The sequence below is a fragment of the Massilistercora timonensis genome, assembly GCF_048354975.1.
Classification (GTDB): Bacteria; Bacillota; Clostridia; order Lachnospirales; family Lachnospiraceae; genus Massilistercora; species Massilistercora timonensis.
In genome coordinates this window covers 1-12,289 of sequence record NZ_DBGCJQ010000032.1, presented here as the reverse complement: position 1 = coordinate 12,289, position 12,289 = coordinate 1, and the positions used below count along the sequence as shown (strand labels likewise).

Annotated in this window: 11 protein-coding genes and 1 pseudogene; 7 read left to right on the top strand and 5 right to left on the bottom strand. The window is 54.0% G+C overall.

Annotated elements, in window-relative coordinates:
• Positions 1-1,430 (top strand): InlB B-repeat-containing protein (locus ACML7B_RS02540; RefSeq protein ID WP_418539214.1); only part of this gene is annotated, 1,430 nt, incomplete at its 5' end.
• A gap of 57 nt (positions 1,431-1,487) precedes the next feature.
• The gene (locus ACML7B_RS02535) at positions 1,488-1,763 is read left to right on the top strand and encodes a metal-sensing transcriptional repressor (RefSeq protein WP_070087664.1); all 276 of its coding nucleotides are present in this window, start codon (positions 1,488-1,490) and stop codon (positions 1,761-1,763) included.
• A gap of 68 nt (positions 1,764-1,831) precedes the next feature.
• Here the strand turns inward: ACML7B_RS02535 and ACML7B_RS02530 are convergent, their stop codons facing one another.
• From ACML7B_RS02530 to ACML7B_RS02510, 5 genes are all read right to left on the bottom strand, one after another.
• Entirely contained in the window at positions 1,832-2,254 is a 423-nt protein-coding gene (locus tag ACML7B_RS02530; RefSeq protein ID WP_346707541.1) for a flavodoxin, read from the bottom strand.
• Positions 2,255-2,291: 37 nt separating this feature from the next.
• Complete coding sequence (locus ACML7B_RS02525) at positions 2,292-2,843, bottom strand: DUF3793 family protein (protein ID WP_418539213.1); 552 nt, start codon at positions 2,841-2,843, stop codon at positions 2,292-2,294.
• A 242-nt stretch (positions 2,844-3,085) separates the two neighbouring features.
• Positions 3,086-4,831 carry an ABC transporter ATP-binding protein gene (locus ACML7B_RS02520; protein ID WP_418539212.1) on the bottom strand — a complete coding sequence of 582 codons (1,746 nt, stop codon included), beginning with the start codon at positions 4,829-4,831 and terminating at the stop codon, positions 3,086-3,088.
• Positions 4,828-6,636 (bottom strand): ABC transporter ATP-binding protein, encoded by a 1,809-nt coding sequence (locus ACML7B_RS02515; RefSeq protein ID WP_418539211.1) that lies wholly within the window; start codon positions 6,634-6,636, stop codon positions 4,828-4,830. The genes ACML7B_RS02520 and ACML7B_RS02515 overlap by 4 nt, the downstream gene beginning before the upstream one ends.
• A gap of 76 nt (positions 6,637-6,712) precedes the next feature.
• Positions 6,713-7,330, bottom strand: coding sequence for a TetR/AcrR family transcriptional regulator (locus ACML7B_RS02510; RefSeq protein WP_418539210.1), 618 nt, complete (start codon positions 7,328-7,330; stop codon positions 6,713-6,715).
• Positions 7,331-7,662: 332 nt separating this feature from the next.
• On the opposite strand from ACML7B_RS02510, the gene ACML7B_RS02505 reads away from it, so the two are divergent.
• From ACML7B_RS02505 to ACML7B_RS02485, 5 genes and pseudogenes are all read left to right on the top strand, one after another.
• On the top strand, positions 7,663-7,899 hold the full coding sequence (locus ACML7B_RS02505; RefSeq protein ID WP_418539209.1) for a DUF6110 family protein: 237 nt from the start codon (positions 7,663-7,665) through the stop codon (positions 7,897-7,899).
• Complete coding sequence (locus tag ACML7B_RS02500; protein WP_418539208.1) at positions 7,877-9,964, top strand: heavy metal translocating P-type ATPase; 2,088 nt, start codon at positions 7,877-7,879, stop codon at positions 9,962-9,964. Before ACML7B_RS02505 ends, ACML7B_RS02500 begins: the two co-directional genes overlap by 23 nt.
• A gap of 185 nt (positions 9,965-10,149) precedes the next feature.
• Positions 10,150-10,554, top strand: coding sequence for a Fur family transcriptional regulator (locus ACML7B_RS02495; protein WP_418539207.1), 405 nt, complete (start codon positions 10,150-10,152; stop codon positions 10,552-10,554).
• A gap of 41 nt (positions 10,555-10,595) precedes the next feature.
• Positions 10,596-11,411 (top strand): class I SAM-dependent methyltransferase, encoded by an 816-nt coding sequence (locus ACML7B_RS02490; protein WP_106789655.1) that lies wholly within the window; start codon positions 10,596-10,598, stop codon positions 11,409-11,411.
• A gap of 160 nt (positions 11,412-11,571) precedes the next feature.
• Positions 11,572-12,289 (top strand): annotated as a pseudogene (locus ACML7B_RS02485) (cation-transporting P-type ATPase); the annotation flags it as partial.

The following is a 12,289-nucleotide window of genomic DNA, read 5'->3' as shown; positions in this document are numbered from 1 at the left end:
AAGCGGCCCACGAATCAGACTCCAGTGATTCGCTGATCCCCAACGAAGAGGTCTGGTATACGGCGCAGGGGAAATACGGCGCGCCGCTGCCGGAAGATTTTCCCTCCTATGATGAGATGGAGAAGCATTACATGGAGAGGACACAGCACCAGGACATGGAATTCCTGGGAGTGCGGGATGAGTTTGAGGCCACCGGGCGTCATCTGGACAGCTTTTATTTCCAGGACCTGGCTCTTGGCAATCATACCTTCGACGCTTATCCCTGGCTGGAGCGGGATTCTTACACGGTTTATCTGACTTATTTTAAAGAGCGAAGTGACGGGACTTACCGGAAAGTCCGCCAGGAAAGTGTTCAGGTGGACAAGGATCCGACTGTGTACGGCGCGGAGGTTACGGTCCTGCACCCCAAGGGGCTGACCTGTGAGGAGAGCTGGTATACCACCGGCGCTTCGCCGGAGGCCTGCGAACAGGGAAATCGTATCCCTATCAGCCCCCTTCAGATCCAGGCGGACGGGAAATGCGTGTTCCGTGGAGTGAGTTCTCACATTTACATTTATATGAAGCGGGACACCTTCCGGCTGGATTATGTGGACGTCAGCGATCAGGAGGAAAGCCGGGTTCTCTATACGGAAGAAGTGACCTACCGGGATGAGGTGACCCTGGCATATGTTCCGGAGAATGAAGCGGAGCATAAAAATCAGAAGTTTACCGGCTGGTATCTCAGTCCGGCGTTAACGTCCGCAGGCGAACCGCTTCAGGGGTTCCTTATGCCCTCGGATCACGTCCGTGTGTATGCCGGATGGACGCCGGCGGACCGGACGGTGAAGTTCGATGTGCAGGCGGATCCGGAGGAGGTGTCAAACATTCCAACTGAACAATCCGTCCGGGCCGGGAAATGTGCCCGGGAGCCGGAGGCTCCCATCCGTGCCGGATACATTTTCCTGGGATGGTTCGAAGAACCCTCCGGCGGGGAGGATACAATGACTGCGTGGGACTTTGGGAAGCCGGTGGAGGAGGATCTGACCTTGTATGCAGGCTGGATCCCGGTGGAGGATACAGAATACACCATACGCCATGTGGAAGATGAAAGCGGCAGTTTGTTTTATGAGGAAAGAGGAACCGGAACCAGGGGAGATCAGATCATCGTACAGCCGCTGGATCCCTCAGACCCGGCCTATCCTGCAGACGGGGAACCAGAGCCGGATCAGCAGCAGATGGTCAGGCTGGTGAGAGAAAAAAGTGGAAATGTCTACACCATCCGATATAAGGAGAGAAAGGCGGCTGTCTTGCCGGACAGCTCGAGTAGCCCGGATGGCTCGGGAGAGGCCCCTGACACAGGCGACCGGGCGCAGGCTGCCGGGTGGTTTGTTATGGCGGCAATGGGCCTTGGCGGGCTGGCGTTGGCAGGGAAAAGCCGGCTGAAAAATTGACTTTTCTTCTCCTGGTTGCTATAATACACATACCCCTAATGGTATGGAGGATGGATTATGAAACAATGTATGGACGCCCCGAACCTGCACCGCAGGCTTGCGAAGATCATCGGACAGGTGCAGGCCATTGACCGGATGATCGATGAAGATGTTCCCTGCGAGGATGTTCTCTCTCAGATCAACGCTGCGAAATCCGCGCTCAATAAGGCAGGACAGGTTGTTCTGGAAGGACATATCAAACATTGTGTGCGGGATGGGATCGAACACGGCAACGCAGACGAGACCATTGAGAAATTTACCAAAGCGGTGGAACGCTTTGCCAATATGCAGTAAAAGCACGGTTATGAAAACCAAAGTGCCACTACCCTTGTTATTGAAGGGTTGTGGCACTTAGTGTTTTTTTAGGCCAGCGCCGCACCCAGTGCGCGGCACGCAGATAAGGCCTCCTCGTCCGGAGTTTCGTTGCAGATCACGCTGTCGCTGGCAAGGTTGGCTCCGTCCTGACTGCAGCGTTCCTCCCAGTTGCGCATCCATTCTCCGTCACCCCAGCCAAAGGAACCAAACAAGGCGATGGTTTTCCCCTGCAGGTTTCCCTCGCAGGCGGTGAACATGGGTTCAAACTCGCTTTCCTCCAGTTGTTCCGCTCCCATAGAAGGGCAGCCAAAGGCGATGGCGTCGTAGCTGCCCACCTGATCTGCAGAAAAATCGGCGGCAGTGATAAGGGTCACATCCGCATCCTTTTCCCTTGCGCCTTCCGCTACGGCAGCGGCCATAGCTTCCGTGTTGCCGGTACCACTCCAATAAACAACTGCAATTTTACTCATAAGATAAACATCCTTTCTGTTTTTTATCGTGGAAACATCAGTCAGCTACTGTAAGCTGCTCGATGGATTTCCTCTGTTTCCATTGTTGAAAATAAATTTTGCTGCATAGATCATATTTTTCAAAAGTGCTCTTTGATTCCTGTTCATTTCCATACACCTTCCAGCAGCCCCGACACTTATGGTTGCAGGCGTTGTTGTCGATGAATCCCAGAACGTCATTTGGCGGATAACTTAAAAACAGGCCGATCTCGTGGGGGAATTCTTCCGCAGACTGGAGACGGTGGATCAAGTGCATCACACAGGCATTGAGATTTTCCGGTGTGTAACCGTAGCGTAGCAGAAGTTCCCTGGCCTGACGATCTGTAAGATCATTTTCTAACGCATGGGGGCGGTAGACATAGATCAGGGCGCGGTCCTGGCCCACTTTGAGAGGCAGAATACGTATTCCCCTGGGCACCAGTTTTTTGTTTAAGCTGGATATCGATTTTGTCAGTTCCTTCCTGCAGGGGCAAACACAGGAAAACAGGTTCCCGGTCTTGATCCCTGCCAGGGTAGGAGCGCAGTGACGAATGAGCAAATCTTCGGACATGAGCCTCTCCCCTTTGTGAAATGTGAAATGGCAGCATCTTCTTCACAACAGGTTAGTCATGACTAACCTGTTGGTAAAAAAATAAATACTTTCTAGGAGAAATATAATATCAAAGAGATTAGTTGCAACTAACTGATGCTGATTATAATGCCTTATAGAGGAATTGTCAAGTCGTTTCTCTTTGAAATAAGGCGGCCGGAGTGAATATTCATAGACTCCGGCCGCATAGGAGTAGAGATATGTTATTTCAGCCGCCACCCGGCGCTCTGTCTCTGCAGCTCCACCATATGGCGGAAGAGGCCGCTTTGTTTCATCAGTTCCGAAGGGGTTCCCTGCTCTGTCACCCTGCCCTCAGAGAGAACAACGATCTTGTCTGCCGCTTCCACGGTGCGCATCCGGTGGGCGATGACCAGAACAGTCTTGTCCTGGAGGAGGCGGGAGAGGGCTTCCTGAACAGCGCTCTCGTTTTCCACGTCCAGGCTGGCAGTTGCCTCATCCAGAAGGATGACCGGCGCATCTTTCAGAAGGGCGCGGGCGATGGAGATCCGCTGGCGCTCGCCGCCGGAGAGGGTGGAGCCGTTCTCGCCGATCATGGTCTGATAGCCCTGGGGCAGTTCCCGGATAAATTCATCGCACCGGGCGGCTCTGGCGGCTGCGATCACTTCCTCGTCCGAAGCGCCCCGGCGGCCAAGACGGATATTTTCCATCACTGTATCCCGGAACAGCACCACATCCTGGAATACCATGGAGTAGGAGCGAAGAAGCGTTTCCGGGTCCACCGTGGATACGTCCGTTCCGCCTAAGAGAACCTTCCCGCCGGTGACGTCCCAGAACCGGGCAGCCAATTTGCAGGCAGTGGATTTCCCTCCGCCGGAGGGGCCGATCAGGGCGGTCACTTCTCCCTGCTTTGCAGTGAAGCTTACATCCTCAAGTACGCCGTCCCCCTCCCGGTAGGCGAAGGAGACATGGTCAAAGGTGACGTCGTAGTTCTTTGGTGTAAATTCTTCTGTCCCCTCCTGTACCGGCTGTTCCAGAATGGAGCGCATCCGCTCGATCTGCAGTTTGGCGTTGAAGGTGGCGGCGATATTCTGGAGCACAAGCCCCAGCGGGTCATACAGCCTGGCGGCGGCAAAGAGGAACCCGAGGAAATAGAGGAAAGAAAGTTTTCCGGCCGCCAGAAGAGCTCCGCCGGTCAGGATGGTGGTTGCCAGACCCAGCCGGAGAAACGCCTGGGCGGAGCATACGAACACGCCGGTTGCCAGCTCCGAGTGGATGGAGCCTTTCTCCATGGCTGCAAGTTTCTTCTCCAGTTTTTCCATGTACGCGTCCTGCCGGCTGCATGCCTTGATATCCCGGATGGTTTCCAGTCCTTCCTGGATACAGTCGGCGACTGCCCGTTTATTTAAAATATTCTTTGTGCCGAAGGAATCCTGGATCTTCCTGCTCCCTGCCGTCAGAAGGACCGCAGCAGGCACGACCCACAATATGGCCAGCGCCATCCGCCAGTCGCAAACGAACATGGCGACGCCGATCACCAGCGTGGAGAAGACGGACGCAAATAACTGCGGCACGTAGTGGGAGAACATCTGGTCCAGACTGGAGCAGTCTGCGATCATAGTGGAAGTCAGGTCGCTTAAGTCCCGGTTTCCGAAAAAGCTTAAGGGAAGCCGCCTCAGGGTTTCCGCCAGGCTTACCCGCCGGCTGGCGCTCTCTTTATAAGTAGCCAGATACAGGGAAGCATACTGGAACCAGTGGAGGACAAACAAAAGGACCAGGACCGCCAGGGCAGAGCCCGTATAGATCCAGAAGCCCTCCATGGGACTGCCGCCGGTTTCCATGGCATCCAAAAGGTGCTGTGCCGTAAACAGGACGGCCCCCACAGGAAGCATCAGGCTTAAATTGCACACAAAACACCAGATGACGGCTTTTACAAGATCTTTTGCTCCTTTCTCACTGAGCGCGAATACGTGCTGTAATTTCTTTGTCATACTGTCTTTTCCCCCTTTCCGCTTTTTGGATCTGTCCGCCCGACTTTCCACCGGGCGCTGCGCTGATAGTCTTCCCACATGGCGGCATACACGCCGTGCTGTGCAAGCAGGCTCTCATGGCTGCCCTGTTCTGCGATCTTCCCGCCGCTTAAGACGATGATGTGGTCCGCATCCTGTACGGTGGACAGCCGGTGGGCGATCATCAATACGGTTTTATTCCGGATCAGCGCTTCAAACGCCTTCTGGATCTGGTGCTCATTTTCTGGGTCGGCAAAAGCGGTTGCCTCGTCCAGCACCACGATGGGCGCGTCTTTTAAAATGGCGCGGGCAAGAGCGATCCGCTGCTGTTCGCCGCCGGAGAGGTACACGCCCCTGGCGCCCACCACAGTATCCAGACCCTGGGGAAGTTTTTCCAGAATATCATCGCACTGGGCAGCGTGTGCGGCGGACAGGACCTCCTCTCTGGAAGCGTCCGGCCGGGCTGCCCGGATATTTTCCAGAAGGCTCTCCTTAAACAGCCGGGTATCCTGAAATACAAAGGCTGTCTGTTTCATCAGGTCTTCCGTATCCATTTCCCTGACATTGACGCCCCCGATGGAGACGGCGCCGCTGTCTGCATCCCAGAAGCGGAGGATCAGGCTGGCGGCTGTCGTCTTGCCTCCCCCGGAGGGGCCTACCAGCGCCGTCACCTGACCGGGCCGGACAGCAAACGATACATCGGAAAGAGCCGGGCGGTCCGTGCCGGGGTAGGTAAAGGTTACATGGTCAAAGGATACAGCGGCGTCTGCCGGCTGTTTCTCTATGCCTGTGTTTTCCATCGGTTCCTGGCTCAGGATCTCATCCAGGCGTCCCACGGCTTCATCCGCCTCCATGACCGCCTCGCTCATGTACATGATACGGTTGATCATCTGGCCGCAGGCAGGAGCGAACAGGGCATAGAAGATAAAGTTGACAAGCACCGCGCGCACGTCCCCGCCGGAGGCCAGCAGCAGAGCCGCCGGGATCAGCAGGGCGAAAGCTCCGTTGATAAACGTCAGAAAACAGGTCTGCCCCACACGGCAGCTCATGGCGTACTGGCTGGCAAGGTCGCTGTAGTCCCTGATGGCTGCATAGAAAGCTTTGAAAGAGTACACGGTCTGCTGGAACATTTTTACCACGGGGATGCCCCGGACATATTCCACCGCCTCGCCGCTCATGCGCTCGATCTCCTTCTGATAGCGGTGGAAAAAGCCGGCGTTCTTTCCGCCCATCATCAGGCACATGGACAGCAGCGCCAGCACCATGGTGAGCAGGCACAGAAGCCCCATTTTCCAGTCAAAGAGGAACAGCATCAGGACGGCAGCAACAGGAGTGACGATCGTTCCCGCCAGGTCAGGCAGCTTGTGTGCCAGCAGATCTTCTGTAAGACCGGCATTGTCATCGATCAGTTTCCTGAGCCGTCCGGACTGACTGCCCGTGAAGAATCCAAGCGGCAGCTTCAGAACGTGCGCCATGGCAGCGCGCCGGATATTCCGGGCCGTGCGGAAGGCTGCGATATGAGTGGACATGAGCGCTGCAAAATACAGAACGATACTTATGACTGCGGTCCATACCGCCGTCCAGCCCCAGCGGGCAGACCCGGACACTCCGGTGAGCGCGGGCCAGGTTTCCAGGACGTCCCTTGCCGCAAGCCATACGCACACATAGGGGATCAGCCCCAGTACCGCGGACAGAGCGGAGAGGATACAGCCCAGCAGGGTGAGATTTCTGTGCCCGCCCGCATAACCCAGGATGCGGGCAAGGCTGCTTTGCTTTTTCTGCTTCAAATGATTACCTCCCTTTTGGTTAAAATATGTATCATGAAGTTAGAAATGACTAACCACCATGCAAAAAAGATGGGGGCTACGGCCCCATCAGTTTCAGCCATCCGGCTGTATAAAAGTCCCTGAGCTGGTCTACATAGCGCAGGGCCCTGCCTTCTGGCATATCGTGGATCACGATCTCAAAGATCCCGTTAAACATGCCGCTGGCAATGATATGGCACATCTGTTCATCCAGTTCGGGGATCTCCCGCCCGAGGCGGCGGAGGACATCCATATATTTCAGTGTATATTCCACTTCCACCTCAACCATGTTATGGACAAAATGTTCATAGCTGGTGCCTTCTGACCGGCAAAGCAGCAGCTTTACCGGTTCCCGGTGCCGGCAGATATAATCCACCATCCAGTGGACGCAGTCCGAGGATTCTACGCCCATGTGATCCGGCTGTTGTTCTTCGGGCAGTTCCGCGAAGGAAGTCTGGGCTTCCATAAACCTGCCCATAAGGGCGGCGGCATGGGGTTCCACGATGGAAGCGAACAGGGCTTCCTTGCTGGAAAAGTAGCCGTAGAAGGCCCCGGTGGTAACTCCTGCGTTTTTCACGATCTGGCGCAGGGAAGCGCCCAGGAATCCCTTCTCTGAAAATTCGTTCAATGCGGCCTGCTGGATCCGTTCTAATGTAGATACTGTTTTTTCATCCATGGCGACCTCCATATAACAGTGATATATAACAATGTTATATTATGAAAGTAATTCGCTGCTGTCAAGTGGATTTCAGGGATTATATGAGATAGTGAGAAGTTTTATCGACAAGGTCGATTAGCTTTGACTATTCCGGAAGAATGTTGCTATGCTGATATAGTATTCTTATTGTAATCTAGTAAAACAGAAGGAAGTGATGGCGCATGAAACAGCACAGATTCTGGGCATGGGCTGCCGTGTTCTGTTTCATAATGGTATTTTATACCGGATACAGACACAAGTGATCAGCCGACGGCAGAGCAGTAAAAAGTATTATCAGGAGGTAGAAGTATATGTTCAGTGAGTCATTGATGAAAAAGATCGGAATATTTGCAGGAGGAGTCCTCTTCGGGACAGCCGGGGTAAAGCTCTTATCCAGCAAAGATGCGAAAAAGGTTTACACAGAGTGTACGGCAGCGGCGCTGCGTGCAAAAGACTGTGTGATGAAAACCGTCACGACCGTACAGGAAAACGCGGAGGATATCCTGGCGGAGGCGCAGCAGATCAATGAAGATTATCATAAAGCATGAGATCAGGGGCCGTCTCCGCATTCATGTCATTCAGGAGAAAATGACATGTGCGGAGGCGGATACTCTTTTCTGGTACCTGGACAGGCAAAGCAATATAACGGATGTGAAAGTGTATGAGCGCACCGCAGACGCTGTCATCTGTTATACAGGGGAGCGCGACGCGCTGCTCCGTCTGCTGAAGAACTTCCGGTATGAAGAGGTAGCCGTGCCGGAGACTGTTGTTCGCAATTCCGGAAGGGAGCTGAACACATCCTATAAGGAAAAACTGATCGCGAAAGTGCTGCTGCACTATGGCGGAAGGCTCCTGGTGCCTGCGCCCCTGCGCGCGTGGATCGTGACGATCAGGTCGCTTCGATATCTTGCGGCGGGGCTGCGCTGTATCCGGGAGAGGAAGATCGAAGTCCCGCTTCTGGATGCAACCGCCATCGGGGTCTCTGTCCTGCGTCGGGACTTTAATACCGCCGGTTCGGTTATGTTCCTGCTGGGAGTGGGAGAACTCCTGGAAGAGTGGACCCATAAAAAATCCGTGGGAGATCTGGCGCGGAGCATGTCCCTGAACATTAAAAAAGTCTGGCTGAAACGGGACGGGCAGGAGATCCTGGTAAAGGCAGATCAGATCCGAAAGGGCGACGTGGTGACCGTACATATGGGAAATGTGATCCCCTTTGACGGAGAGGTGTCCGGCGGGGAAGGCATGGTAAACCAGGTCTCCCTTACAGGGGAGGCCATGCCCGTGCGCAGGGTGCCAGGGCAGTCCGTCTATGCGGGAACCGTGGTTGAGGAAGGAGAACTGGATGTCCTGGTAAAGGCGGTTTCCGGCTCCACCAGATTTGAAAAGATCGTGGCCATGATCGAAGATTCGGAGAAGCTGAAGTCTTCCATGGAGAGCAGGGCGGAGCATCTGGCCGACCGGCTGGTGCCGTACACTCTGCTTGGCACGGCGGCTGTAGGACTCCTGACCAGAAATGTGACAAAGGCATTGTCCGTGCTTATGGTGGACTTTTCCTGCGCCCTGAAGCTTGCCATGCCGCTGACCGTGCTGTCGGCGATCCGGGAGGCCGGCGGGTACGGGATTACTGTAAAAGGCGGGAAATTCCTGGAAGCGGTCGCGGAAGCGGACACGGTGGTTTTTGACAAGACAGGGACACTCACAAAGGCGAAGCCCACGGTGAAAGCAGTGATCCCGTTCGGAGAGGAACCGGAGAAAGAATGCCTGCGGATCGCAGCGTGCCTGGAGGAACATTTCCCCCATTCCATGGCAAAGGCCGTGGTGGATGCTGCAAAGAAGCGGCGGCTTGCCCATGAGGAAATGCATTCGAAAGTGGAGTATGTGGTGGCGCATGGGATCTCCTCATATATTGACGGGAAAAAAGTGGTGATCGGAAGCAGTCATTTTGTATTTGAAGACGAAGGCTGCACAGTCCGCCCGGAATACCGGGAAAGATTTGAGGCGCTGCCGGAAGAGTACTCCCACCTGTATCTTGCCATTGAAAAGGAACTTGTCGCGGTGATCTGTATCGAAGATCCGCTGCGGGAAGAGGCGGCAGATATGATCCGGGCGCTGAGAGCGGAAGGGGTACAGAAAACGGTCATGATGACCGGGGACAGTGAGAAGACCGCGGCTGCTGTCGCCCGCCGGGTCGGCGTGGACGAGTATTACGCGGAGGTGCTGCCGGAAGAAAAGGCAGGATTTGTGGAGCGGGAGAAAGCGCAGGGACACAAGGTCATCATGATCGGGGACGGGATCAACGATTCGCCGGCTCTGTCTGCCGCCGACGCGGGCATTGCCATCAGCGACGGCGCGGAACTTGCAAGGGAGATCGCCGACATCACCATTGCGGCGGAAGATCTGGCGGAACTGGTCGTGCTGAAGCGTCTTGCAAACGGGATGACAAAGCGGATCGGGAAAAATTATCACCAGATCATCGGAATCAACGCAGGACTGATCGTATCTGGCATTGCCGGCGTGCTCCAGCCAACGACTTCGGCGCTGCTTCACAATACATCCACACTGCTGATCAGCTTAAGAAGCATGAGAAATCTTTTGACAGACAGAAACGAATAAGAATGATGCAAAGAAGGAGACTCGCAGTATGTGCGGTCTCCTTTTAAAAATCATAAAAGAAAATATTCTAAAATAGTTATTGATTTCCAACGGGAGTTAGTTTAAACTAATTTACAAAGAAATCAAACGATATAGATTATCAATATCAATATTAAGCATTTCACAGGTATAAGGTGGGAAGCGCCGTGAGTCAGAAAGAAGAGATTATTGAACGGCTGAAAGAAAAAGGCTGTCGAATTACAAAGCAGAGGAAGATCCTGATCGATATTATCCTGGAGAATGATTGCGCAAGCTGCAAAGAGATCTTTTATAAAGCTTCACGGGAAGATGCCAGGATCGGAGTGGCAACGGTCTACCGCATGATCAATGCGTTGGAAGAAATCGGCGCGATCAGCAGAAAAAACATGTACCGGATTGAATGTGGAGAAAGCTGTGGCGGCGAGGGCGGATGCGAGATCATCCTGGAGGATGATACTGTTTTCAGGATGCCGAAGGAAAAACTGGATCAGATTGTCCGGGATGGCGCCAGACGGTGCGGGTATCTGAGAGATGGAAAGAAAATATCGAGGATTGTTTACCACGATGGATAATCACGGAATGTGAAATAATCTGAAACGGGAGAATAAAGGATATGGAGATAAACGGGAGGAAACAGGAGCCGGTCAGGCTCGGCACACATGGGGAAAATTATGGGAATTGGATGTCCGCGCCGGTCTTTTATATGGTGGGTGCGCTGGTTGTCCTCATGGCAGCCTTATGTGTCATATCGCATTTTATTCCCGGTATGCGGCTGCTCGGAGTCCTGGCGCTGATTGCTGCAGCGGCAGTGCTGATCCTGCTTGGCTGGATCACCTGGATCCGGCGGCAGTATGCCTTTGGCGGGGGCGGCATGATGGAGCAGGTTCATAAGGTTCTTCTGTCTCACCTGGATTACGACGGGAAGGGGACGCTTCTGGAGGTGGGATGCGGATCAGGCGCACTCTCCATTCGGGCGGCGCTTTCCTGGCCGGAGGCGGAAGTGACCGGTATTGATTACTGGGGCGCGGTCTACAATTACAGCCGGGCTATGTGCGAGAGTAATGCCCGGAGCGAGGGCGTATCCGAACAGTGCCGGTTCCTTCACGGCGACGCCCGGAAGCTGGACTTTCCAGATGAAACTTTTGACGCTGTGGTGAGCAACTATGTCTACCATAATATTAACGGCTCAGACAAGCAGGAGCTTCTTTTAGAAAGCCTGCGTGTGCTGAAAAAAGGAGGCGTGTTTGCCCTTAACGACGACATGAAGCCGCGGATGTATGGGGATATGGAAGCGTTTGCAGAAAACCTGCGCAAAATGGGATATCAGGAGGTGCGGATCATCGATACGGCCCAGGAGGCCTTCGGTTCCCATCAACGCGCAGCATTGATGATGTTGGGAGATTCCCGGCTGCTGACAGGTCGGAAATAGGTCTGCTGATCAAAAAAGAAAGAAGGATTTTACAGATTATTTTTGAGACAGATGAAAGTCTGTCTTTTTTTCGTTGCGTGCCTTGACGTACTATACCCATATGGGTATAATGGAGGCAAATATAGGCATACCCCTATGGGTATAGAAAAGAGGTTTTCCTATGAAAAAAGATATTACATTTCTTGTGCTGGGAGGCATTTCCCTTATCATCAGTCTTTTTGACCTGGTGCCGCTTCCTTTTGACGCCGCCTGGATCGCCATCATTTTCTGTGGAGTCCCCATTATTATGGAGGCCGTGACAGGGCTGGTCACCGCCTTTGACATCAAGGCGGATGTGCTGGTGTCGCTGGCCCTGATCGCTTCCGTCTGTATCGGGGAAGATTTTGCGGCAGGAGAGGTTGCCTTCATCATGCAGCTGGGAGCATTGCTGGAGGATCTGACTGTGGCGAAAGCAAGAGCCGGGATCGAAAGACTTGTACATCTTACGCCCCAGACTGCAAGAGTGATCCGGGACGGCCGGGAGCAGGTGATCCCTGCCGGGGAGGTAAAGGTGGGAGACAGGATCCGTGTCCTGCCCGGGGAAACCATAGCGGTTGACGGGGAGATCCTTTCAGGTCAGACCTCCATTAATCAAGCGGTTATGACGGGGGAATCGCTTCCGGTAGATAAAGCGCCGGGAGATCCGGTGTCTTCGGGGACGGTGAACCAGTTTGGCGCTTTTGAAATGAAAGCCACAAAGGTTGGCGAAGACAGTTCCATCCAGCGGATGATCCGGCTGGTGCAGTCTGCTGACGCAGGAAAAGCCAGGATCGTAGGGCTTGCAGACAGATGGGCCGCCTGGATCGTTGTCATTGCTCTTTCTGCCGCAGGGATTACCT

What these genes read in the sequence shown, in the direction of transcription:
- ACML7B_RS02505 (WP_418539209.1), top strand. Translation starts at nt 7,663, where the DNA reads ATGTTCAGTGAGTCATTGATGAAAAAGATCGGAATATTTGCAGGAGGA.
- ACML7B_RS02535 (WP_070087664.1), top strand. Translation starts at nt 1,488, where the DNA reads ATGAAACAATGTATGGACGCCCCGAACCTGCACCGCAGGCTTGCGAAG.
- ACML7B_RS02525 (WP_418539213.1), bottom strand. Translation starts at nt 2,843, where the DNA reads ATGTCCGAAGATTTGCTCATTCGTCACTGCGCTCCTACCCTGGCAGGG.
- ACML7B_RS02490 (WP_106789655.1), top strand. Translation starts at nt 10,596, where the DNA reads ATGGAGATAAACGGGAGGAAACAGGAGCCGGTCAGGCTCGGCACACAT.
- ACML7B_RS02520 (WP_418539212.1), bottom strand. Translation starts at nt 4,831, where the DNA reads ATGACAAAGAAATTACAGCACGTATTCGCGCTCAGTGAGAAAGGAGCA.
- ACML7B_RS02510 (WP_418539210.1), bottom strand. Translation starts at nt 7,330, where the DNA reads ATGGATGAAAAAACAGTATCTACATTAGAACGGATCCAGCAGGCCGCA.
- ACML7B_RS02530 (WP_346707541.1), bottom strand. Translation starts at nt 2,254, where the DNA reads ATGAGTAAAATTGCAGTTGTTTATTGGAGTGGTACCGGCAACACGGAA.
- ACML7B_RS02500 (WP_418539208.1), top strand. Translation starts at nt 7,877, where the DNA reads ATGAAGATTATCATAAAGCATGAGATCAGGGGCCGTCTCCGCATTCAT.